The sequence below is a fragment of the Angustibacter speluncae genome (genome assembly GCF_054777815.1).
The window spans coordinates 1-21,163 of the sequence record NZ_BAAHAF010000155.1 but is presented as its reverse complement, the minus strand read 5'-3'; the positions used below and the strand labels follow the sequence as shown (position 1 = coordinate 21,163).

General features: G+C 74.2%; 22 protein-coding genes and 1 pseudogene. 15 read left to right on the top strand and 8 right to left on the bottom strand.

The window, feature by feature from the left end:
* Positions 1-27: 27 nt before the first annotated feature.
* The 3 genes from ACYVKY_RS17395 to ACYVKY_RS17385 are packed head-to-tail and all read left to right on the top strand — an operon-like array spanning position 28 to position 2,203.
* Entirely contained in the window at positions 28-702 is a 675-nt protein-coding gene (locus ACYVKY_RS17395) for a TRM11 family SAM-dependent methyltransferase (RefSeq protein ID WP_460436244.1), read from the top strand.
* A 9-nt stretch (positions 703-711) separates the two neighbouring features.
* A complete protein-coding gene (locus ACYVKY_RS17390) occupies positions 712-987 on the top strand; it encodes a DUF2277 domain-containing protein (RefSeq protein WP_460436243.1) in 276 nt (91 codons plus the stop codon).
* A 4-nt stretch (positions 988-991) separates the two neighbouring features.
* Positions 992-2,203, top strand: coding sequence for an alpha-hydroxy acid oxidase (locus tag ACYVKY_RS17385; RefSeq protein WP_460436242.1), 1,212 nt, complete (start codon positions 992-994; stop codon positions 2,201-2,203).
* 425 nt (positions 2,204-2,628) lie between these two features.
* Here the strand turns inward: ACYVKY_RS17385 and ACYVKY_RS17380 are convergent, their stop codons facing one another.
* Positions 2,629-5,130: an ATP-dependent Clp protease ATP-binding subunit gene (locus ACYVKY_RS17380; RefSeq protein WP_460436241.1), complete on the bottom strand. Its 2,502-nt coding sequence runs from the start codon at positions 5,128-5,130 to the stop codon at positions 2,629-2,631.
* A gap of 226 nt (positions 5,131-5,356) precedes the next feature.
* Between ACYVKY_RS17380 and ACYVKY_RS17375 the strand changes: the two genes are divergently transcribed.
* The gene (locus ACYVKY_RS17375) at positions 5,357-6,067 is read left to right on the top strand and encodes a (2Fe-2S)-binding protein (RefSeq protein ID WP_460436240.1); all 711 of its coding nucleotides are present in this window, start codon (positions 5,357-5,359) and stop codon (positions 6,065-6,067) included.
* On the opposite strand, the gene ACYVKY_RS17370 is transcribed toward ACYVKY_RS17375, so the two are convergent.
* Positions 6,057-7,100, bottom strand: a complete 1,044-nt coding sequence (locus tag ACYVKY_RS17370) for a GNAT family N-acetyltransferase (protein WP_460436239.1) — start codon at positions 7,098-7,100, stop codon at positions 6,057-6,059. The two genes, ACYVKY_RS17375 and ACYVKY_RS17370, sit on opposite strands and share 11 nt — an antisense overlap.
* A gap of 24 nt (positions 7,101-7,124) precedes the next feature.
* On the opposite strand from ACYVKY_RS17370, the gene ACYVKY_RS17365 reads away from it, so the two are divergent.
* On the top strand, positions 7,125-7,712 hold the full coding sequence (locus ACYVKY_RS17365) for a VanZ family protein (protein WP_460436238.1): 588 nt from the start codon (positions 7,125-7,127) through the stop codon (positions 7,710-7,712).
* Here the strand turns inward: ACYVKY_RS17365 and ACYVKY_RS17360 are convergent.
* From ACYVKY_RS17360 to ACYVKY_RS17350, 3 genes are read right to left on the bottom strand one after another with little or no spacing between them, the layout of a single operon-like run.
* Positions 7,697-8,503: a putative hydro-lyase gene (locus tag ACYVKY_RS17360; RefSeq protein WP_460436237.1), complete on the bottom strand. Its 807-nt coding sequence runs from the start codon at positions 8,501-8,503 to the stop codon at positions 7,697-7,699. The two genes, ACYVKY_RS17365 and ACYVKY_RS17360, sit on opposite strands and share 16 nt — an antisense overlap.
* 34 nt (positions 8,504-8,537) lie before the next feature.
* Positions 8,538-9,539: an LLM class oxidoreductase gene (locus ACYVKY_RS17355; RefSeq protein WP_460436236.1), complete on the bottom strand. Its 1,002-nt coding sequence runs from the start codon at positions 9,537-9,539 to the stop codon at positions 8,538-8,540.
* An 18-nt stretch (positions 9,540-9,557) separates the two neighbouring features.
* On the bottom strand, positions 9,558-10,265 hold the full coding sequence (locus ACYVKY_RS17350) for a GntR family transcriptional regulator (protein WP_460436235.1): 708 nt from the start codon (positions 10,263-10,265) through the stop codon (positions 9,558-9,560).
* Positions 10,266-10,389: 124 nt separating this feature from the next.
* Here ACYVKY_RS17350 and ACYVKY_RS17345 point away from each other — a divergent pair, with 124 nt between their 5' ends.
* The 5 genes from ACYVKY_RS17345 to ACYVKY_RS17325 are packed head-to-tail and all read left to right on the top strand — an operon-like array spanning position 10,390 to position 14,311.
* The gene (locus ACYVKY_RS17345; protein WP_460436234.1) at positions 10,390-11,658 is read left to right on the top strand and encodes an NRAMP family divalent metal transporter; all 1,269 of its coding nucleotides are present in this window, start codon (positions 10,390-10,392) and stop codon (positions 11,656-11,658) included.
* An 8-nt stretch (positions 11,659-11,666) separates the two neighbouring features.
* Complete coding sequence (locus tag ACYVKY_RS17340; RefSeq protein ID WP_460436233.1) at positions 11,667-12,425, top strand: LamB/YcsF family protein; 759 nt, start codon at positions 11,667-11,669, stop codon at positions 12,423-12,425.
* A 5-nt stretch (positions 12,426-12,430) separates the two neighbouring features.
* Positions 12,431-13,042 (top strand): 5-oxoprolinase subunit B family protein, encoded by a 612-nt coding sequence (locus ACYVKY_RS17335; protein ID WP_460436232.1) that lies wholly within the window; start codon positions 12,431-12,433, stop codon positions 13,040-13,042.
* Positions 13,039-13,884, top strand: a complete 846-nt coding sequence (locus ACYVKY_RS17330) for a 5-oxoprolinase subunit C family protein (protein WP_460436231.1) — start codon at positions 13,039-13,041, stop codon at positions 13,882-13,884. The genes ACYVKY_RS17335 and ACYVKY_RS17330 overlap by 4 nt, the downstream gene beginning before the upstream one ends.
* A gap of 16 nt (positions 13,885-13,900) precedes the next feature.
* Positions 13,901-14,311: a hypothetical protein gene (locus tag ACYVKY_RS17325; protein ID WP_460436230.1), complete on the top strand. Its 411-nt coding sequence runs from the start codon at positions 13,901-13,903 to the stop codon at positions 14,309-14,311.
* Positions 14,312-14,375: 64 nt separating this feature from the next.
* Here ACYVKY_RS17325 and ACYVKY_RS17320 read toward each other — a convergent pair whose 3' ends face one another.
* From ACYVKY_RS17320 to lysS, 3 genes are all read right to left on the bottom strand, one after another.
* Positions 14,376-14,738 (bottom strand): histone-like nucleoid-structuring protein Lsr2, encoded by a 363-nt coding sequence (locus ACYVKY_RS17320; protein ID WP_460436229.1) that lies wholly within the window; start codon positions 14,736-14,738, stop codon positions 14,376-14,378.
* Positions 14,739-14,867: 129 nt separating this feature from the next.
* Positions 14,868-15,050 (bottom strand): hypothetical protein, encoded by a 183-nt coding sequence (locus ACYVKY_RS17315; RefSeq protein WP_460436228.1) that lies wholly within the window; start codon positions 15,048-15,050, stop codon positions 14,868-14,870.
* A 34-nt stretch (positions 15,051-15,084) separates the two neighbouring features.
* Positions 15,085-16,590 (bottom strand): lysine--tRNA ligase, encoded by a 1,506-nt coding sequence (gene lysS / locus ACYVKY_RS17310; protein ID WP_460436227.1) that lies wholly within the window; start codon positions 16,588-16,590, stop codon positions 15,085-15,087.
* Positions 16,591-16,732: 142 nt separating this feature from the next.
* Here lysS and ACYVKY_RS17305 point away from each other — a divergent pair, with 142 nt between their 5' ends.
* The 5 genes and pseudogenes from ACYVKY_RS17305 to ACYVKY_RS17285 form a co-directional block, all read left to right on the top strand.
* A complete protein-coding gene (locus ACYVKY_RS17305) occupies positions 16,733-17,260 on the top strand; it encodes a MauE/DoxX family redox-associated membrane protein (RefSeq protein WP_460436226.1) in 528 nt (175 codons plus the stop codon).
* Positions 17,257-18,057 (top strand): hypothetical protein, encoded by an 801-nt coding sequence (locus tag ACYVKY_RS17300; RefSeq protein WP_460436225.1) that lies wholly within the window; start codon positions 17,257-17,259, stop codon positions 18,055-18,057. The genes ACYVKY_RS17305 and ACYVKY_RS17300 overlap by 4 nt, the downstream gene beginning before the upstream one ends.
* The gene (locus ACYVKY_RS17295; protein WP_460436224.1) at positions 18,054-18,590 is read left to right on the top strand and encodes a hypothetical protein; all 537 of its coding nucleotides are present in this window, start codon (positions 18,054-18,056) and stop codon (positions 18,588-18,590) included. Before ACYVKY_RS17300 ends, ACYVKY_RS17295 begins: the two co-directional genes overlap by 4 nt.
* Positions 18,587-20,425 (top strand): twin-arginine translocation signal domain-containing protein, encoded by a 1,839-nt coding sequence (locus ACYVKY_RS17290; protein WP_460436223.1) that lies wholly within the window; start codon positions 18,587-18,589, stop codon positions 20,423-20,425. Before ACYVKY_RS17295 ends, ACYVKY_RS17290 begins: the two co-directional genes overlap by 4 nt.
* Positions 20,422-21,163 (top strand): annotated as a pseudogene (locus ACYVKY_RS17285) (hypothetical protein); the annotation flags it as partial. The gene ACYVKY_RS17290 and the pseudogene ACYVKY_RS17285, both read left to right, overlap by 4 nt.

Sequence of the window (21,163 nt, the reverse complement as noted above, 5' to 3'; positions counted from 1 at the left end):
GGGCACCAGCCCTGCCACGATGGGCGCGTGCAGCAGTACCTGCTCCAGAGGGTGTCCGAGCTCGTCGCGCAGCGTCCGCCCGACGACCAGGAGCTGGTGCACTTCACCGAGTCGCTGGCCACCACCGTCCTGGAGGACCTCACCGTCCCCGGGCAGCGGGTGCTCGACCCGTTCGCCGGGTACGGCACCTCCCTGGTGGTGGCGCGCCGCCTCGGGCGGGCGTCGGTGGGCGTCGAGCTGCTGCCCGAGCGGGTCGCGCAGGTGCGGTCGCGGGTGGCCGAGCTGCCCGACGGTCCCGCCGCCCAGGTGGTCGAGGGCGACGCCCGCCGGCTCGCCGAGCTGGTCGAGGGCCCGTTCGACCTGTGCCTCACCTCCCCGCCGTACATGACCGCCAACGCCCACCCCGAGAACCCGCTGAAGGCCTACGAGGTGCCGGACGGCGACTACCCCACCTACCTCGAGCAGCTCGGCGAGGTGTTCGGGCAGGTCGCCTCGCTGCTGCGCCCCGGCGGCCACCTGGCGCTGAACGTCGCGAACACGGTGCAGGACGGTGTGCTGACGCCGCTGGCGTTCGACCTGGCCGCGGTCGTGCGGCGGCACCTCACCCTCGTCCAGGACGTCGTGGTGTGCTGGGACGGCACCACCTGGGGCGTCGGGGCCGACTTCCTGCTGGTGTTCCGACGGGACGGGACGCCGGGTTAGGTTCGGAGCATGTGCCGCAACATCCGGACCCTGCACAACTTCGAGCCGCCCGCGACGTCCGACGAGGTGCAGGCGGCAGCGCTGCAGTACGTCCGCAAGATCGCCGGGACGACCAAGCCCTCGCGCGACAACGCCGAGGCGTTCGAGCGCGCCGTCGCCGAGATCGCCCACGTCACCCAGCACCTGCTCGACGACCTGGTGGCGCACGCCGCGCCGAAGGACCGCGAGGTCGAGGCGGCCAAGGCGCGCGCCCGCGCGGCCGAGCGCTACGGGCGGGCCGGCTGAGCCCGTGGTGACCCGCCGCGCGCCGCGCTGGTCCGAGCTGGCGCCGCTGCTGCGTCCCGCCCCGTTCGAGCGCGACCCGGCGACGCGGCGCGTGAACCGGGCCCACAGCATCGACGACCTGCGCACCATCGCGCGCCGCCGCACCCCCCGCTCGGTGTTCGACTACACCGACGGCGCGGCCGACGACGAGATCGCCCTGCGCCGCGCACGGGACCTGTTCTCGCAGATCGAGTTCCGTCCGCGCATCCTGCAGGACGTGTCGGACCTCGACACGTCCACGACGGTGCTGGGGAAGCGCTCGGCGCAGCCGTTCGCGTTCGCCCCCACCGGTTTCACGCGGATGATGCAGCACGAGGGCGAGCCGGCGGTCGCGCGCGTCGCCGAGCGCACGGGCATCCCGTACGCGCTCTCGACCCTCGGCACCACCTCGATCGAGGACGTCGCCGCGGTCGCGCCGGACGCCCGGCTGTGGTTCCAGCTCTACGTCTGGAACGACCGGTCCGCGGGCGAGGAGCTGGTGCGCCGCGCCGAGGCCGCCGGGTACGAGGCGCTGGTGCTCACCGTCGACGTGCCGGTGGCGGGCCACCGCCGGCGCGACTCGCGCAACGGCCTGTCGATCCCGCCCGCGCTGACGGCGCGCACCTTCCTCGACGGCGCGATGCACCCGTCGTGGTGGCTGAACCTGCTCACCACCGAGCCGTTGGTCTTCGCCTCGCTCACGCAGACCGGCGGCACGGTCGCCGACTTCATCGACCGGCTGTTCGACCCGTCGATGACGATGGACGACCTGGCGTGGCTGCGCTCCATCTGGTCGGGCCCGCTGGTGATCAAGGGCATCCAGACGGTGCACGACGCGCGCGCGGTGGCCGACGCCGGCGCCGACGCGATCGTCCTCAGCAACCACGGCGGACGCCAGCTCGACCGCGCCCCCGTTCCGCTGCGGCTGCTGCCCGAGGTCGTCGACGCCGTCGGCGACCGCACCGAGGTCTGGCTCGACACCGGCGTCACCAACGGCGCCGACGTGGTCGCGGCCGTGGCGCTGGGTGCGCGGCTGGTGCTGGTCGGGCGGGCGTACCTCTACGGGCTGATGGCCGGCGGCGAGCAGGGCGTCCAGCGCGCCGCCGACATCCTGTCCGGCGAGGTGCGCCGCACGATGGCCCTGCTCGGTACCCGTGACGTCGCGAGCCTCGGCCCGGAGCACGTCCACCTTCCATGAGCGTCCGTCCGTTTCGCTAGTTCAGTGCCGGAAGTGACACCGAAGTGGCGTTCCGACACGTGTGACACGCCAGATCGCCCGATCCGTGAGGGGGCGTCCGCCGAGACGGCGGTAGTCGGGCGAGACCGCGACGCTGACGCCCGCCTTCTGCGGTCTCGGAGCGGCCGACGTGACGATTCGCTCGTCCACTCGCGAGGCTCGGACCGCTCGTCGCGTCTGGCGGCCGGGGTCGCCGTCCGGGCCGCGGGTGGGGCCCGTCCCCACGATCCACTGGACGAGGCGCCCTGGCGTGTCACGCGTGGTGCGACACCACCTCGGTGTCCCTTCCGGCACTGAACTGGGGAAACGAGCAAGGTCGGGGGTGGACGCGACAACGCCCCGGTGACCGCGGGGGTCACCGGGGCGCCGGCGGGAGGAGGCGGGGCCTACTCCTTGGTCATCTCCACCACGGGGGCGTCGGGGACCGGCGACTTGGCCGAGCCGACGAAGGTCAGGACGGTGTCCTTGCCCTCGCCCTCGGTGTCGACCAGGACGATCTCGCCGGCCTTGAGCTCGCCGTAGAGGATCTTCTCGGACAGGGCGTCCTCGATGTCGCGCTGGATCGTGCGACGCAGCGGACGGGCGCCGAGAACCGGGTCGTACCCCTTCATGGCCACGTGGTCCTTGGCCTTCTGGGTGAGCTCGATGCCCATGTCCTTGTCGCGCATCCGCTCGTCGAGCCGGGCCACCATCAGGTCGACGATCTGGATGATCTCGTCCTGGGTGAGCTGCGGGAAGACGACGACGTCGTCGACGCGGTTGAGGAACTCGGGCCGGAAGTGCTGCTTGAGCTCGTCGTTGACCTTGATCTTCATCCGGTCGTAGGACGTCGACAGGTCGCCGCCGGCCTGGAAGCCGGTCTGCAGGCCCTTGGCGATGTCCCGCGTGCCGAGGTTCGTGGTCATGATGATCACGGTGTTCTTGAAGTCGACCATCCGACCCTGGGAGTCGGTGAGGCGGCCGTCCTCGAGGATCTGCAGGAGCGAGTTGAAGATGTCGGCGTGCGCCTTCTCCACCTCGTCGAACAGCACCACCGAGAACGGACGACGGCGCACCTTCTCGGTGAGCTGGCCGCCCTCCTCGTAACCCACGTACCCGGGCGGCGAACCGAACAGCCGCGAGACCGTGTGCTTCTCGGAGAACTCGCTCATGTCGAGCTGGATGAGCGCGTCCTCCTCGCCGAAGAGGAACTCCGCGAGCGCCTTGGCCAGCTCGGTCTTCCCGACGCCGGTGGGGCCGGCGAAGATGAACGAGCCGCCGGGACGCTTGGGGTCCTTCAGGCCCGCACGCGTGCGCCGGATCGCCTGGGCGAGGGCCTTGATGGCCTCGTCCTGGCCGATGACGCGCTTGTGCAGCTCGGCCTCCATGTTGAGCAGCCGCGAGGACTCCTCCTCGGTGAGGCGCACGATCGGGATGCCGGTGGAGACCGCCAGCACCTCGGCGATCAGCTCCTCGTCGACCTCCGCCACGACGTCCATGTCGCCGGCCTTCCACTGCTTCTCGCGCTCGGCCTTGGCCGCCAGCAGCTTCTTCTCGCCGTCGCGCAGGGACGCCGCCTTCTCGAAGTCCTGCGCGTCGATCGCGCTCTCCTTCTCGCGGCGGACCGAGGCGATCTTCTCGTCGAACTCGCGCAGGTCCGGCGGCGCCGTCATCCGGCGGATGCGCAGCCGCGCGCCCGCCTCGTCGATCAGGTCGATCGCCTTGTCCGGCAGGAACCGGTCGTTGACGTACCGGTCGGCCAGGTTCACCGCGGCCACGAGCGCGCCGTCGGTGATCGAGACCCGGTGGTGCGCCTCGTAGCGGTCGCGCAGGCCCTTGAGGATCTCGATGGCGTGCGGCAGCGTCGGCTCCTGCACCTGGATCGGCTGGAAGCGCCGCTCCAGGGCGGGGTCCTTCTCGATGTGCTTGCGGTACTCGTCGAGCGTGGTGGCGCCGACGGTCTGCAGCTCGCCGCGGGCCAGCATCGGCTTGAGGATCGACGCGGCGTCGATCGCGCCCTCGGCGGCACCCGCACCCACGAGGGTGTGGATCTCGTCGATGAACAGGATGATGTCGCCGCGGGTGCGGATCTCCTTGAGCACCTTCTTCAGCCGCTCCTCGAAGTCACCGCGGTAGCGGGACCCGGCGACGAGCGAACCGAGGTCGAGGCTGTAGATCTGCTTGTCCTTGAGCGTCTCGGGCACCTCGCCCTTGACGATCGCCTGCGCCAGGCCCTCGACGACGGCGGTCTTGCCGACGCCGGGCTCGCCGATCAGGATCGGGTTGTTCTTGGTGCGGCGGGACAGCACCTGCATGACCCGCTCGATCTCCTTCTCGCGCCCGATGACGGGGTCGAGCTTGCCCTCGCGCGCGGCCTGGGCGTAGTTGCGCCCGAACTGGTCGAGCACGAGCGAGCCGGACGGGGTGCCCTCGGCCTGGCCGCCGGCCCCCGCCGCGGCGGTCTCCTTGCCCTGGTAGCCCGACAGCAGCTGCAGCACCTGCTGGCGCACCCGGTTGAGGTCGGCGCCCAGCTTGATCAGGACCTGGGCGGCGACGCCCTCGCCCTCGCGGATCAGCCCGAGCAGGATGTGCTCGGTGCCGATGTAGTTGTGGCCGAGCTGCAGCGCCTCGCGCAGCGACAGCTCCAGGACCTTCTTGGCCCGCGGGGTGAAGGGGATGTGGCCGGACGGGGCCTGCTGGCCCTGGCCGATGATCTCCTGCACCTGCTCGCGGACGGACTCCAGCGAGATGCCGAGCGACTCCAGCGCCTTGGCGGCGACGCCCTCGCCCTCGTGGATCAGACCCAGCAGGATGTGCTCGGTACCGATGTAGTTGTGGTTGAGCAGGCGCGCTTCCTCCTGCGCCAGCACCACGACCCGGCGAGCCCGGTCGGTGAACCTCTCGAACATGTGGCCTCTCCTCGCGGTCTGCCGGGGCAGGCGCGCCGTGCGCGGCCCTGCTGACCTTTCGATGCTATCCCCGCCGCGCCGGTCACGACGGGTCGTCCCGTGCGGCGGATGGTCGTGATCTGTCCAACTCCGCGTGCTGGGGCGCTGTTCCGTCCGGGTGTTCGCTGCGGGCGTACGGCCCGGATGCGCCGGACGGGGCGCGGTCGCCGCTGGCTAACGTGCTCGCGTGCCGCCCCACCCGCTGGACGCCGACGTCGCGGCGCTCGGCGCGGCCGGGTTCCTGCGCCTCGTCCGGACGCCCGCCGGGCCCGGGTGGCGCGCCTGCGCGGGCCTGCTCGACGTCGACGGCGCCCTCGACGCCTGGACGGCGCGCGTGACCGGCTGGCTGCGCCGCACTTACGGCACCGAGCCGCACCCGAGCGTCGCCCCGACCTACCTGATGGGCTGGTACCTCGACGCCGTGGCGCGGGCCGGCGCCACGTTCCTGGTGCGACGTCACCGCGTCCCGGACCTCGACCCGGCCGTGCTCGCCCTGCACGAGACGCCGGGCGGTTGGCCCGACGCGGTCGCCGTCTCGTCGACCCGGTTCCGGTGCCTGCCGGACGACCCGGCGGCAGGTCACCCGGACGCGCTCGTGCTCGACGACGACGCCGCCCTGCTGGCCGCGTACGAGGAGCAGGTGCGCGCGCACGGCGCCGCGTTCCACCACGCCTTCCGGCCCGCGGTCCCCACCGGCAGCCGGCAGCGCTGGGGCATGGTCGACGACGTGCTGGAGGCGTGCCTGTGGACGGCGCGCCGCGACGCCGGCGTGGCGGCCGGCCGGCTCGGCACCCGCCGGTCGTGCTGCTTCGCCTACCGGGTCGACGCGGCGCTGCTGTGCGACCGCTGCCCTCGGCGGGCCGAGGGCGGTCCGGGACGGTCGGTGGTCAGACCGTGACGTCCGCGACCACGACGTCCCGGTGCCAGGACTGCGTCTCGTACGACGTCGTCCAGCCCAGCGAGCGGTAGAGCCCGTCCGCGCCGGTCGGCGAGTCGCCGTCGACCTCGAGCCCCACCCGGTCGTGGCCGCGCTCGGCGGCGTCGCGCACCACCGTGCGCAGCAGGGCCTTGGCCACGCCGCGACCCCGGGCGGTGCGGTGCACCCCGATGTAGTCGACGTAGCTGCCCGCGGCGCCGCCGTCGCCGGCCGGCAGCACGGTGCCCACCAGCGCCCCGCCCGGCACCCACGTGCCGTCGACGAGCACCTCGGCCACCCACCACAGGTCCCAGCGGTGGCCCGGGTCCTCGCGCAGGCGCGAGAGGAACTCGGGGAAGGACTCGCGGTAGCTGTTGAAGTGGTCGGCGAACGACTCCTCGAGCATCCGGTGCACGGTCTGCAGGTCTTCGGCGACCGGCAGCCCGGTGTCGTGCGTGGCCACCTGCCGGACGCGCACGCCGTCCGGCGGACCCGGCAGGCCGGCCTCGGCGGGTTCGACGGGTCGCGACATCTGCAACCAGGTGCGGGTGCAGCGGTAGCCGGCGTCGTCGAGCCAGCGCCGCTGCCGCTCGTCGCCCGACTCGGCCCCCGAGTCGAGCTGGGTGCCGTCGAGCCCGCGGCCGGCCGCGACGGCGCGCCCGGTGGCCTCGGCCCACGCGAACGCCGCGGCGGCCAGCCGGTCCGCGACCTCCGGCTCCAGGTCGACGCCGACCGTCACCTCGACCAGGGTGCGTCCCGCGGCGCGGTCGTGCACCGACGCCCAGCCGACCAGCCGGCCGGCGTCGTCCGCGACGACCACCTGCCGCCGCGTCCAGGACCCCGTGCCCGCCACGGTGCCCTCGACGGCGTCCGGGTCGACGCGGGCGGACGCGCGCACGAAGGTGCGGTGCGCGGCCGCGAGCGCGACGAGGGCGGGGACGTCGGCGCGGCCCGGCACCCGGGTCGACCACCCGGCCGGCAGGGCGCCGAGGTCGGGCGGCGGCACGGTGGTCATGCGCCAGGACGGTACCGTCGCGGCGTGTTCCCGGTCGGCGGCGTGGGCGTGATGCTGCTGGCGGTCGCCGCCTCGGGCGTGCTCGCCCTGGTCGTGTTCGCCGTCCTGCGGCGCCGCCTCGGACCGCGCACCGCCGCCCTGGCCGCGCTGCTGCTCTGGTCGCTGGCCGCCGTCGCCGCCATCACCCTGCTGCCTGCGGCGGGACCGCCGGGCATCGTGCCCGCCGAGGGGCGCAGCGAGACCTGCTCGTTCGACCTCGGCGGGCCCGCGCCCGACGGGTTCTGGGTGCTCGGCGGCGGGCAGCGGCTGCTGAACGTGCTGGTCTTCGTCCCCGCGGGCGCGTTCGCGGTGCTGCTGCTCGCGCGCCGCCCGCGTCTGCTCTGGCTCACCGCACCGGTCGCGCTGGTGCTGCTCGCGCTGTTCTCGGTGGGGATCGAGCTGACCCAGCTCGAGGTGGCGCGGCTCGACCGCGCGTGCGACGTCACCGACGTGGTCGACAACGCCGCGGGCGGCGTCCTGGGCGGGCTGCTCGGCGGGCTGCTCGCACCGCTCGTGCGGCCCTGGACCGAGCGGGACGACGCCGACCCCGCGGCGCCTCAGAGCTCCCGGTAGGCGGCGTCCGGGACGTCGGTGACGAGCATGTGCCCGGGTGCGTGCGTGATCGCGAACGGCGGGCGGGACGCCATCAGCGCGGCCTGCGGGGTCACGCCGCACGCCCAGAACACCGGGACGTCGCCCTCGTGGGCCTCGACCGCCTCGCCGAAGTCCGGCGTGGCGAGGTCGGTGATGCCGAGCTGCTCCGGCGACCCGACGTGCACCGGGGCGCCGTGCACCTGCGGCATCCGCGCGGTCACCTGCACGGCCGTCACGACCTGCGACGCCGGCACCGGCCGCATCGACACCACGAGCGGGCCGGACAGGCGTCCGGCCGACCGGCACGGCACGTCGGTGCGGTACATCGACACGTTGCGTCCCTGCTCGACGTTGCGCACCGGCACGCCGGCGTCGAGCAGCGCCGCCTCGAAGCTGAACGAGCAGCCGATCAGGAAGGTGACCAGGTCGTCGGTCCACAGGTCGACGACGTCGGTGGGCTCGTCGACCAGCTCGCCGTCGCGCCACACCCGGTAGCGCGGCAGGTCGGTGCGCAGGTCGGTGCCGGGCGCCAGCACCGTGGTGGTCGACCCCGCGTCGGTGACGTCGAGCAGCGGCACCGGCTTGGGGTTGCGCTGGCCGAACAGCAGCATGTCGAACGCCCACTCGCGCGGGAGCACGACCATGTTCGCCTGGGTGAAGCCGGTGGACCACCCGCTGGTGGACGCGACCAGGCCGTCACGGTAGCGGGCACGGGCGTCGGCCGGGGTGGTGCGGGCGCGCTCGTCGCCGTCCGGCAGCGCGGTGGTCATCGTGTTCTCCTCGGGGACGACGGTTCTCGTGGTGTCAGTGGCCGGCGGCGCGCAGCGCCGGGCCGATCGTGCGGCCGAACGCGGCGACCTCGTGCCGCGGCAGCTGGTAGGTGGTGTCCCAGCTGTGCACAGGGAACAGGAACGCGCTGCGCAGGTCGACCTCCTCGTGCGCGCGCAGCAGCCGGTCCGCGCACTCCTGCGCCGACCCGAACGCGCCGAAGGCGTCGAGGACGGCGTCGGTCGTGGCGTCGTCGAGCGACGCGGGGTCGTGGTCGGGTGCGACCTCGACGCCCGAGGCCGCCAGCCAGCGCAGGTTCGAGGTGCTCGGGTACGACAGCCACCGCTGCCCCGGGCGGAACCAGCTGCGCACCCAGCCGCGCATCTCGTCCTGCGAGCCCACCCCGAACGGGACGATGAGCACCTCCTCGACCTCCGCGGGGTCGCGCCCGGCGCGCTCGGCCCCGGCGCGGACGTGCGCCCGCGCCGCCTCGACGCCGCCGGGGTGCAGGCCGACGAGCATCATCACGCCGTCGGCGACCTCGCCGGCGAGCTCGAGCAGGCGCGGCCCGGACGCCAGGACGTGCACGCGCGAGCCGCCCGCCGGCCGGTGGAACAGCTGCAGCGGCGTGCCGTCGAGGTCGGTCTCACCGTCGCCGAGCAGGCCGCGCAGCGCCAGCACCACCCGCCGCAGCCGCTCGCGCCGCTCCTGCGGCTGCCCGGCCTTCTCGACCGACAGGAACCCCGGCGCCACCGTGAGGTGGCCGCGTCCCGGGGCGAGCTCGTCGAGGCTGTTGCCCAGGGCGGCCATCACCAGCGGGTGGCGGGTGACCGTGTTCGAGGTGGCGGGGAAGAGCCGGAGCCGCGACGTGGCCCCCGCCATCGCCGCGAGCGCGAGGTAGGCGTCGCGGCCGGTGTGGTGGTGGTCGGGGACGCCGATGCCGTCGAGCCCGGCGTCCTCGACCTCGCGGGCGAACGCGGCGAGCTCGGGCAGCGGTGCACCGACCGGCACGCGGACGGCGACCTCGAGCCGGCTCACCGGGCGACCCCGGGTGCGTCAGCCGGCGCGGAGGGCGTCGAGCAGCTGCTGCTCGGAGTCGCGGAGGTACTGCTCCAGATCGGTTGCGGCACGAGCGAACTCACCGGCGTCGAGCAGCGCGAGCAGCTCGCGGTTGCGCCCGACGTACGGCTCGTGCAGCACCTGCGGGCTCGCGACGGCGTGGAAGGCGAGGCGCAGCTCGGCGAGCACACGCGCGGTGACGTCGTCGACCCGGCGGCTGCCCGCGAGCGCCACCAGGTGGGAGTGGAACCGCATGTTCGCCGTGCCGACGGCGACCCAGTCGCCGCGCTCGGCCGCGGCCTCGCCGCCGGCGACGTCGTCGTGCAGCGGGCGCAGCCGGACGCGGTCGAGGTCGTGCAGCGAGCGGACGACGTCGCACTCGATGGCACGACGCAACCGGTAGAGGTCGACCAGGTCGGACTCGTCGAGCTCGGGGACGAAGACGCCGCGGTGCAGGTGGTGCACGAGCAGGCCCTCGTGGGTGAGCAGCCGGAACGCCTCGCGCAGGGTGTTGCGCGAGACCCGGAGCGCGTCGACGAGCAGCTCCTCCTGCAGCCGGGTGCCGGGCGGGAGGTCGCCCTCGGTGATGCGGCGGCGCAGCACGTCGGCGACCCGCTCGGCGGTGCTGGTGCGGTCGATCGCCCGGGCCTCGACCTCGACGGCCTGGAGCCAGCCGGCGGCGCTGCCGGAGGAGGTGGTGTGCACGCGCCCATCATCACCCCTCCAGCCTGACCGATCACGACGATCGTGGGAAGAGGGTCTTGCCGGATCGTTGAACGATCCCTACGGTCGGGACCCGGACGCAGAGCCGCACACCCCTGGAGCCCCCATGGCCACCGACCCCGCCCGACCCGACCTCGCGAAGGACGGCACCACGACGGACGCCGCGCCGTCCGGCACCGGCCGGATGGCCTCGAGCACCCGCTCGACCCTGCTCGGCGCGATGTTCCTCATGGCCACCTCGGCCATCGGCCCGGGCTTCATCACCCAGACCACGACCTTCACCGTCCAGCTCGGTGCGGCGTTCGCGTTCGCGATCGCGGTGTCGATCGTGGTCGACATCGCGCTGCAGCTGAACGTCTGGCGGGTCATCGGCGTCTCCGGCCGGCGCGCGCAGGAGCTCGGCAACCTGGTGCTGCCGGGCCTCGGCTACGCGATGGCGGCGCTGCTGCTCGTGGGCGGCTTCGTGTTCAACATCGGCAACGTCAGCGGCGCCGGGCTCGGCACCGACGCGATGCTCGGCCTCGACCCGAAGATCGGCGGTGCGCTGTCGGCGGCGGTCGCGATCGGGCTGTTCCTCTACAAGCGCGCCGGCGCGGCGATCGACAAGGTCGTCGTGGTGCTGGGCGTGCTGATGATCGTCCTGACGGCGTACATCGCGATCAGCTCCGGCCCGCCCGTCGGCCAGGCGCTGAAGAACGTGGTGCTGCCCGAGGAGGTCAGCTTCCTGGCGATCACCACGCTGATCGGCGGCACCATCGGCGGCTACATCGTCTACGCCGGCGCCCACCGGCTGCTCGACTCCGGCGTGACCGGCCCCGAGCACGTCCGCGACATCACCCGGGGGTCGGTCACCGGCATCGTCGTCACCGGCGTCATGCGGGTCATCCTGTTCCTGGCCATCCTCGGCGTGGTCGCCGGCGGCGCGGCGCTCGACCCCGAGCGGCAGGCCGCATCGGCGTTCGAGCAGGCGGCGGGCGAGATCGGGCTCCGGGTGTTCGGCGTGGTGCTGTGGGCCGCGGCGATCACCAGCGTCATCGGCGCCTCGTACACGACGGTCAGCTTCGTCACCTCGCGCACCGGCACCAGCGAGAAGGTGCGCACCGGGCTGGTCGTCGGCTTCATCGCCGTCACCACGCTGCTGTACGTGCTCATCGGCACCGCCCCGACGACGCTGCTGGTGTTCGCCGGCGCCTTCAACGGCCTGCTGCTGCCGTTCGGCATCGGCGTGCTGCTGTTCGTCGGCACCTTCCGCGCCGAGCTGCTGAACGGCTACCGCTACCCGCGCTGGCTGCTCGTGGTCGGCTGGCTCGCCTGGCTGCTCACCCTCTACCTGGCGGTCAACTCGGTCCGCCCCGTCATCGAGCTGTTCTCCTGAGGAGCGACGTGCCCACGATCGACCTGAACTCCGACCTCGGCGAGGGCTTCGGCCAGTGGACGCTGGGCGACGACGACGCCCTGCTCGAGGTCGTCACCAGCGCCAACGTCGCGTGCGGCTTCCACGCGTCCGACGCGACGATCATGCGGCGGGTCTGCGAGAAGGCCGTCGAGCACGACGTCGCGATCGGCGCGCAGGTCGGGTACCGCGACCTGCCCGGCTTCGGCCGCCGGTTCATCGACGTCGAGCCGCACGAGCTCACCCAGGACGTCATCTACCAGGTGGGCGCGCTCGACGCGTTCGCCCGCGTCGCCGGCTCGCGGGTGCGGTACGTGAAACCCCATGGCGCGCTGTACAACGCGATCGTTCACCACGAGGAGCAGGCGGCCGCGGTCGTCGCCGCGGTCGTCGACTACGACCGCACGCTGCCGGTGCTCGGGCTGCCGGGCTCGGCCTGGCTGCGGCTGGCCGACGAGGCGGGGCTCACCACCGTCCACGAGTCGTTCGCCGACCGCGCGTACACCCCCGAGGGGACGCTGGTCTCGCGCCGGCTGCCCGGCGCGGTGCTGCACGACGCCGACGAGATCGCCCGCCGCTGCGTCGCGATGGCCACCGGCGAGCCGGTCACCGACGTCGAGGGCGGGTCGCTCGACCTGCGTCCCGGCTCGATCTGCGTGCACGGCGACACCGCGGGTGCGGTCGAGATCGCGCGCGCGGTGCGGGCGGCGATCACCGGCGCGGGTGTCGACGTGGCGCCGTTCGCCTGAGCGCCGTGGACCTGCTGCCGAGCGGGACCCGGGGGCTGCTGGTGCAGCTCGGGGACCTCGACGAGGTGCTCGCGCTGTACGCCGCGCTGCTCGACGAGCCGCTGCCCGGCGTCGTCGAGGTCGTGCCGGCGGCGCAGACGATCCTGCTCGTCACCGAGCCTGGCACCTCGCCCGAGGACGTCGGCCGCCGCGTGCGCGCGGTGACGCCGAAGGCCGGCGAGCGCGCCGAGGGCGACCTGGTCGAGGTGCCCGTGGTCTACGACGGCGAGGACCTCGACGACGTCGCCGGCCTGCTCGGCTGCGACCGCGACGAGGTCGTGCGCCGGCACACGGCGAGCACCTGGACGGTCGCGTTCTGCGGATTCGCACCGGGTTTCGGCTACCTGACGTGCGACGACGGCGACTGGGACGTGCCGCGCCGGTCGTCCCCGCGGACGAAGGTGCCGGCCGGCTCGGTCGCCCTCGCCGGGCAGTTCAGCGGGGTCTACCCGCGCGAGTCGCCGGGCGGGTGGCAGCTGCTCGGCCGCACCGACCTCGACGTGTTCGACCTCGACCGCGAGCCCGCGGCGCTGCTGCGTCCGGCCACCCGGGTGCGGTTCGTGGCGGTGGACCGGTGACGCGCACCCTGACGGTCGTCTCCCCCGGGCCGCTCACCACCGTCCAGGACGAGGGTCGTCGCGGCCAGGCCGCGCTGGGCATCGGACGCTCCGGCGCGTGCGACCGCGCGTCGTACCGGCGGGCGAACCGGTTGCTGGGTAACGAGTCCGGCGCCGCGGTGCTCGAGGTGACCTTCGGCGGGCTGGTGCTGCGCGCCGACGCGCCGGTCACCGTGGTGACCACCGGCGCACCCTGCGCGGGCGGCGGCGCGCACGACGCACCCCTCACCCTGCCGGCCGGCGGCGAGCTCCGGCTCGGGCCCCCCGCGAGCGGGCTGCGCACCTACGTCGCCGTGCGCGGCGGGTTCGCGGTCGACCCCGTGCTGGGCTCGCGCGCCACCGACGTGCTGAGCGGACTCGGCCCCCCGGTGCTGCGCGAGGGCGACGTGCTGCCCGTCGGCGACGCGTGCGGTGCCGCCCCCGGCGTCGACGTCGCGCCCTCCCCCGGCCCGCCCGACGGCGAGGTGCAGGTGCGGGTGCTGCCCGGTCCGCGCCGCGACTGGTTCGACGACGACGCCTGGGCGCTGCTGACGACGCAGGTGTACGAGGTCACGAGCGAGAGCAACCGCGTCGGGGTGCGCCTCGGCGGCGAGCCGCTCGAGCGGCTGCGCGAGGGCGAGCTGCCCAGCGAGGGCATGGTGCGCGGCGCGCTGCAGGTGCCGCCGTCCGGGCTGCCGGTGCTGTTCCTGGCCGACCACCCGGTGACCGGCGGCTACCCGGTGATCGGGTACGTCGTCGACGACGACGTCGACCGCTGCGGCCAGCTGCGCCCCGGCCAGTCGCTGCGGCTGCGCGCCGACTGAGACCAGGATGGGACCCGTGCCGTCCCGCCTGCCGTCGCCGCTCGTCGCCCTGCTCGCCGCCGTCGCGGCCGCCGCGACCTGGTTCGCCTGGCTGGGGTGGGAGTCGGGCTACGTCACCGACCCCGCCACCGGGACGGTGACCGGCCCCTACTCAGTCGTGCAGGTGGCCGGGTGCGTCGTCACGCTGCTCGTGGTGGCCGCCGTCGCCGGCTGGTTCGCCGCCCCGTGGTGGGTGGCGCCCGCGATCACGCTCGCCTTCACCGCCGCCTGGACGGTCGACGCCGCCGCGAGCGACGACAGCGGCCTGTTCGTGGTCGGGGCGGGCCTGGTGCTGGTGGGCCTGGCGCTCGGGTCCGGCCTGGTGTGCACCGGCGCCTGGCTGCTGGCCCGCCGCGGGCGCCGCGCCCTCGCCGCCCGCAGAGTGTGAACTCCGCGCACGACACGCCGGGCGTGTCGTGCGCGGGGCTCACACTCCGCGGGACGGGGGCGTCCTAGTTGGCGGCCTCGTAGGCGGCCAGCACGTCGGCGGCGATGCGGCCGCGCTCGCTGACCTCGTAGCCGTTCTCGCGGGCCCAGGCGCGGACCGCGGCGGTGTCGGTGCCGCCCTTGGCCGAGCCCGACGACGACGCGGAGGACGACGACGAGGACGACGCGGAGCGGCGTCGGCCGGTCGAGCGACCACCCACGCGGCGGGCGTGGCCCACCCAGGTCGCCAGCGCGTCGCGCAGCTTCGCGGCGTTGTCGTCGTTGAGGTCGATCTCGTAGCTCACGCCGTCGAGACCGAAGGTGACCGTCTCGCTGGCGTCGCCGCCGTCGACGTCGTCGACGAGGATGACCTGGACCTTCTGCGCCATGGTTCTTCTCCACCCGGGAAGGAATGTCCCGGCACGCGGGAGCGCGCGCCGGAATTCGAATGCGGACGCATTCTGTCGGGGAATTCGCGCGAAGTCGAATCCGGCACCGGGAAATGCCGGAGGAGAAAATCAGTCGGAATGCGGCGCGGACGCCCGCGGGGGCATTTCCGTCGTCATTTCGCGCTCGGCCGCGTCGAGCTTCGCCAGGGCCGCGCGCTCGCGCCGGTCCGCGTTGATCATGGCGCGGATCGCGAACCAGAACAGCAGGCCCACCCCGATCGAGGGGACGAGGGCACCGAGGGCGTCGAGCACGCCCCCAGGGTACGCCCGCGGGCGCGCCGGCCTCCTACTCGGGCTTCACCAGCGGGAACAGGATGGTCTCGCGGATGCCGGCGCCGGTGAGCGCCATCAGCAGCCGGTCGACGCCCATACCGAACCCGCCCATCGGCGGCATGCCGTACTCCATCGCGCGCAGGAAGTCCTCGTCGACGCGCATCGCCTCCTCGTCACCGAGGGACGCCAGCTTCGCCTGCTCCTCGAACCGCTCGCGCTGCACGACGGGGTCGTTCAGCTCGGAGTAGCCGGTGGCCAGCTCGAAACCGCGCACGTACAGGTCCCACTTCTCGACCGTGCCCGGCACCTCGCGGCTCTCCTTCACCAGCGGCGAGGTGTCGACCGGGAAACCCCGCACGAACGTGGGCGCGTGCAGGTGGTCACCGACCAGGTGCTCCCACAGGTGCTCGACCAGCTTGCCGTGGGTGAGGTGCTTGGGGTCGAGCTCGAGCCCGAGCCGGTCGGCGTGGGCGCGCAGCTCGCCCACCGTGGCGGCGGGGGTGACCTGCTCGCCGAGGGCCTGCGACAGCGACGGGTACATCTCGAGCCGGGCCCACTCGCCGCCGAGGTCGTACTCCTCCCCGCCGGCCAGCGTCACGGTCGTGGACCCCGTGGCGTCGACCGCGGCGCGCTGCACGAGCTCGCGGGTGAGCTCACCGATCGAGTCGTAGTCGCCGTACGCCTGGTAGCCCTCGATCATCGCGAACTCCGGCGAGTGGCTGGAGTCGGCGCCCTCGTTGCGGAAGTTGCGGTTCACCTCGAAGACCCGCTCGATGCCGCCGACGACCGCGCGCTTGAGGAACAGCTCGGGGGCGATCCGCAGGTACAGGTCGATGCCCATCGCGTTCGAGTGCGTGACGAACGGCCGCGCCGACGCGCCGCCGTGCATCGTCTGCAGCATCGGGGTCTCGATCTCGAGGAAGTCGTGGTCGGCGAACGTGCGCCGGACGCTCGCGACGGCGTCGATGCGCAGCCGCGCCATCCGGCGCGCCTCCTCGCGCACGACCAGGTCGGCGTACCGCTGGCGGACGCGCGTCTCCTCGTTCACGTCCTTGTGCAGGACGGGCAGCGGCCGCAGCGACTTCGCCGCCATCGCCCAGGCGTCGGCCATCACCGACAGCTCGCCGCGCCGGCTCGACACGACCCGGCCCGTGACGGACAGGAAGTCGCCGAGGTCGACGTCGGTCTTGAAGTCGGCGAGCGCCTGCTCGCCCACGTTCGCGAGCGAGAGCATCGCCTGCAGCCGGGTGCCGTCGCCCTCCTGCAGGGTGGCGAAGCAGAGCTTGCCCGTGGTGCGGACGAACACCACCCGGCCCGCGACCGACACGACGTCATCGGTCTCGGCACCCGGCTCGAGGTCGGGGTGGGCCGCGCGCACCTGCGCCAGCGAGTGCGTGCGGGGCACGGCCACGGGATAGGGCGTGCGGCCCTCGTCGGCGTCGAGCAGCCGCTGCCGCTTCTCGCGCCGCACCCGCAGCTGCTCGGGCAGGTCGCTCGCGGGGAGGTCGGGCTCGCTCATGCGCGAAGGCTATCCAGCGCGATCCGGGGGACGAGACAGACCTGCCCGACCTCTGCCACAACCCGGACGGACCGGGTTAGGGTCGAAGCCGACCGGGGGGTCAGGCGCCTCGGGCGCACCACGACGTGGGGAGCCGCAGCACATGGTCGGACTGCTCCTCGCCGCGGGCGTCCTGCTGGTCGTCTCCGGTGCGGGCAAGCTCGTCCGCCCCCGCACCGCCGCCGAGGCGCTGGTCGCGGCCGGCCTGCCGCGGTCCCTCCCCGCCCCGGTCTCCGCCCGCGTCGTCGGTGCCGGCGAGGTGCTGGCCGGCGCGGTCGTCGTGCTGGCCGGCGGCCGCCCCGCCGCCGCCGTCACCGTGGTGGCCTACCTCGCGCTGGCCGCCTTCGCCGTGCGCCTGCTGGTCGTCGCGCCCAGCACCGCCTGCGGGTGCCTGTCGCCCGCGGCGCGCACGCCGGTCAGCCGCTGGCACGTCGCCGTCGACCTCGGCCTGGCCGCGGCGGGCGCCGTCGCCCTGGTCGCCCCCACCGCGCCGCTGACCACGCTGCTCGCCCGCGACCTGCTCGCCGGCCTGCTCGTGGTGGGCGCCGCGGCCCTGCTCGCCTACCTGCTCACCCAGCTGATCTCGGCCCTCCCCGCCCTGGGGACGGCCCGTCGAGAGGGGACCTCGTGACCGCCGTGGTCGTCGTCCTGTCCGTGGCCGTGGCCGTGCTCGCCGTGCTCGTCGCCGGCCTGCTGCGTGCCTACGCCGACCTGCTGCGCCGGCTGCACGCGCTCGACGGCGGCGGCCAGGACGTCGCCGCCCAGGTCGGCGCGACCGCGGCGCCGCCGTTCCAGGTGGCCGACGGCGTCGCCCCCGCACCGGTGCGCGTCGAGGGCCGCGAGGAGTGGACGGCCGCGCACGACGTGCAGGGCACCACGCCTGCCGGCGAGGTCCTCACCATGCGGCTGGTCTCGGTCGAGCACGACACGATCGCGGTGTTCCTGTCCACCGGCTGCACCGGGTGCGAGCGCTACTGGACCGAGCTGCAGGAGGGCTGGCGCCCGTCCGGTTCGCGGCTCGTCGTGCTGACCAAGGGACCCGAGGACGAGAGCCCGTCCCTCGTCGCCGCGATCGCCCCGCGCGACGTCGAGGTCGTGATGAGCTCGCAGGCCTGGGCCGACTACGACGTGCCCGGCTCGCCGTTCGTCGTCGCGGTGCACGGGCCGAGCGGACGCGTCCGCGGCCACGGCTCGGCGTCCTCGCTCGCCCAGGTCGAGGGCCTGATCGGCCGGGCCGGCGGCGACGCCCCGGTGGCGGGCGGCGCCGGAGGAGTGGTGAAGTCGGCCGGCGACCGCGAGCGCGAGGCCGACGTCGACGCCGAGCTCGCCCGCTCGGGCATCGGCCCCGGCCACCCGAGCCTGTACGCGCCGGCCGATCACGACCACGTCCACGACAACGACCACGAGCCGCACGAGGTGGCGCGGTGAGCACCTCGACCGGCGAGCAGGTCGTCAGCGGCTGGGGGCTGAGCGCCCGCGTCCCCACCGGGTGGGAGGGCCGGCTGTACCTGCGCCCCACACCGACGGCCGGGTTCTCCTCGCCGCAGACGCGGGCCGCGCCATCGGCGCGCGCCGCCGGCGGCGGCCTCGGCTGGGCCGGCGAGGTGCCGGCACCGGTGCTGCACGTCGGCAACTTCGCGCTGCCCGGCGTGCGCGGCGACTTCGGCAGCGGCGCGGTCGACACGATGGGCGCACGCAACGCGTTCGTCGCCCTGGTCGAGTTCGGGCCGCAGGAGGTGGGGTCGGCGCTGTTCGCCGCCTCGCCGCTGCCCCGTCCTCGGCTGCAGGAGTTCGCGCCGGGGACGCTGCAGATCCGGCGGGCCGGCCAGCTCGGCTACCAGCGCTTCTTCACGCTGGGCGAGCACGCGCTGTGCCTGTTCGTCGTGCTCGGCTCCGCCGGCAGCGCCTCGCCGCTCCTGGACGAGGTGCACCACCTGCTCGACGGCGTGGAGGTGTCGTGACGCAGACCCTGGCCCAGCGGATCGTCGAGCGGGTGGCCGGCAGGTCCGGCCCCGACCGGCGCGGTTTCCTGCGCGGCACCACGCTCGGTGCGGCCGCGCTCGCCACGACGCCGTGGTCGTTCCTGACCCGGCCGGCGAGCGCCTACGACGCCGTGTGCGGCAGCCACAACACCTGCTCCAGCGGGTACACGGTGTTCTGCTGCACCATCAACGGCGGCGCGAACTCGTGCCCGCCGAACTCGTTCGTCGCGGGCTGGTGGAAGGCCGACAACGCGTCGCTGTGCAACGGCGCGGCGCGGTACTACATCGACTGCAACGCCTTCCGCAACAACGGGTGGGCGTGCCGCTGCAACAACGACGGCGGCACGTGCGACAACCGCCTCGTCGCCTGCAACCAGTTCCGCTACGGCCAGTGCAACACCCAGATCCCCTGGGAGAACACCGGTCCCGTCGTCTGCCGGGTGGTGTCGTGCACGCCGCCGTGGCAGGAGTACGCAGGCGTGTGCAGCAGCGCCAGCCGCACCGACAACAACACCACGACCCACAGCGCCCCCTGCCTGAACGGGACGGCGCCGTTCGGCGGCCTCGACCAGCTCAGCTCCGAGGGCACCTCGGTGCGCCTGCGCGGCTGGGCCGTCGACATGGACGAGCCGAGCCAGTCGGTCTACGTCGCGGTCTACCAGGACGGCGGCGGCCTGGGCTGGTTCGCCGCCGACGAGCCGCGTCCGGACGTCAACAGCGCGCTCGGCATCACCGGGGCCCACGGCTTCGACATCACGCTCACCGCACCGGTCGGCGTCCACCAGTACACGGTCTACGCGATCAACCGCGGCCCGGCCGGCCCGAACCCCGTCATCGCGACCCGCTCGATCGAGGTGGGTCTGGGCTCGGCCCCGACGGGCCGGCTCGAGCGCGCCACCAGCACCGGGCCGACCGTCCGCCTGCAGGGCTGGTCGCTCGACCTCGACAGCCCGGACGAGGCACTCCCCGTGGCCGTCTACGTCGACGGGCAGGGCAAGGGCTGGTGGCCGTCGGAGGTGGCGCGCCCGGACGTGAACCGCGCCTACGGCGTGTCCGGCGTGCACGGTTACGACATCGAGGTCCCGGCCACCAACGGCTGGCACGCCGTCGAGGTGTGGGCGCGCAACGTCGGCCCGGCGCGGGCCAACGTCCTGATCGGCCGCGAGCGCGTCGAGGTGAACCCGGGCGCGCTGCCCCGCGGCAACCTCGAGTCCGCCGTCGCCGCCGGCGGCGAGGTGCGGCTGCGCGGCTGGGCCTACGACCCCGACCAGCCCGGCACCGCGATCCAGGTCGCGGTCTACGACGGCGCCCGCGGCATCTCCTGGTTCCCGACCGGGCGGCCGCGGCCGGACGTCAACCGCGCGTTCGGCACCACCGGCGACCACGGGTTCGAGATCACCGTGCCCGCCGGCCCCGGCGTGCGCACCTACTCGGTCTACGGCATCAACGTCGGCGGCGGCGCCACCAACCCGCTGGTCGGCCAGCGGACCGTCACCGTGGGGCGGACCGGCGGGATCGGCAACCTCGAGACGGTCACCGCGCAGCCGCGGGCGATCCGCGTCACCGGCTGGGCCTTCGACCGCGAGCACCCCACCGAGGAGATCCCGGTCGCGGTGTACGTCGACGGCCGCGGCATCTCCTGGTTCCCCACCGGTCGGCCGCGTCCGGACGTCACCGACGTCTACGCCGCCCGCGGCGACCACGGGTTCGACGTCACCGTGAGCGCCACACCGGGGCGGCACCTGGTCACCGTCTACGCCATCGCCGAGGACGACCACCCGGCCATCGGCTCGAGGGAGGTGGTGGTCCCGTGACCACCGTGCTCGCCGTCCCCGCTCCCGTCGGCGTCCTCGGCGCCGCGGCGCTCGTCTGCGCGCTGCTCGCCGCGGTCCGCGGCACCTGGTCGCCCTGCGGCCTGTCGATGGTGTCGGCCATCAACCCGTTCACCGAGCGGTCGCGCGGCAACCGCTACGCCACCACCTGCGCGCTGTTCGTGCTCGGCTCGGTCGCGGGCGGCGCCGTCGTCGCCGCCCTGTCGGCCGGGGCCGCCGCGCTGGTCGGACCCCTGCTCGACGGCCGACCGGCGCTCGCGCTGCTGCTCGGGCTGGTCGCCGCCGCCGTCGCCCTGGCCTCCGAGGTGCGCGCCGGCGGGTTCGCGCTGCCGCTGCACCCGCGCCAGGTGAACGAGCGCTGGCTCGACAGCTACCGACGCTGGATCTACGCCACCGGGTTCGGCGCGCAGATCGGCCTCGGCTTCGCGACGTACGTCATGACGTCGGCCACCTACCTGTTCGTCGCGCTCGCGGTGCTCACCGGCTCGCCCGCGCTCGCCGCCGCCACCGGGCTCGGCTTCGGCCTGGTGCGCGGCCTGGCGGTGACGCTCACGGCGCGGGCCACCGACCCCGGGCGCCTGCGCGCCCTGCACCGCCGCCTCGACGCCTGGACGACGCCGTCGGTCGCGGTGGCGGTGGTGGTGCTGGCCGCCGTGGTCGTCGCGCTCGCCACGGCCCTCGGCGGGCCGCTCGGCCTGGCCGCCGGCCTCGCGCTCGCGA

Coding starts and splice junctions, on each gene's coding strand:
- ACYVKY_RS17380 (WP_460436241.1), bottom strand. CDS start 5,130: ATGTTCGAGAGGTTCACCGACCGGGCTCGCCGGGTCGTGGTGCTGGCG.
- ACYVKY_RS17320 (WP_460436229.1), bottom strand. CDS start 14,738: ATGGCGCAGAAGGTCCAGGTCATCCTCGTCGACGACGTCGACGGCGGC.
- ACYVKY_RS17370 (WP_460436239.1), bottom strand. CDS start 7,100: ATGACCACCGTGCCGCCGCCCGACCTCGGCGCCCTGCCGGCCGGGTGG.
- ACYVKY_RS17345 (WP_460436234.1), top strand. CDS start 10,390: ATGGCCACCGACCCCGCCCGACCCGACCTCGCGAAGGACGGCACCACG.
- ACYVKY_RS17360 (WP_460436237.1), bottom strand. CDS start 8,503: ATGACCACCGCGCTGCCGGACGGCGACGAGCGCGCCCGCACCACCCCG.
- ACYVKY_RS17390 (WP_460436243.1), top strand. CDS start 712: ATGTGCCGCAACATCCGGACCCTGCACAACTTCGAGCCGCCCGCGACG.
- lysS (WP_460436227.1), bottom strand. CDS start 16,590: ATGAGCGAGCCCGACCTCCCCGCGAGCGACCTGCCCGAGCAGCTGCGG.
- ACYVKY_RS17305 (WP_460436226.1), top strand. CDS start 16,733: ATGGTCGGACTGCTCCTCGCCGCGGGCGTCCTGCTGGTCGTCTCCGGT.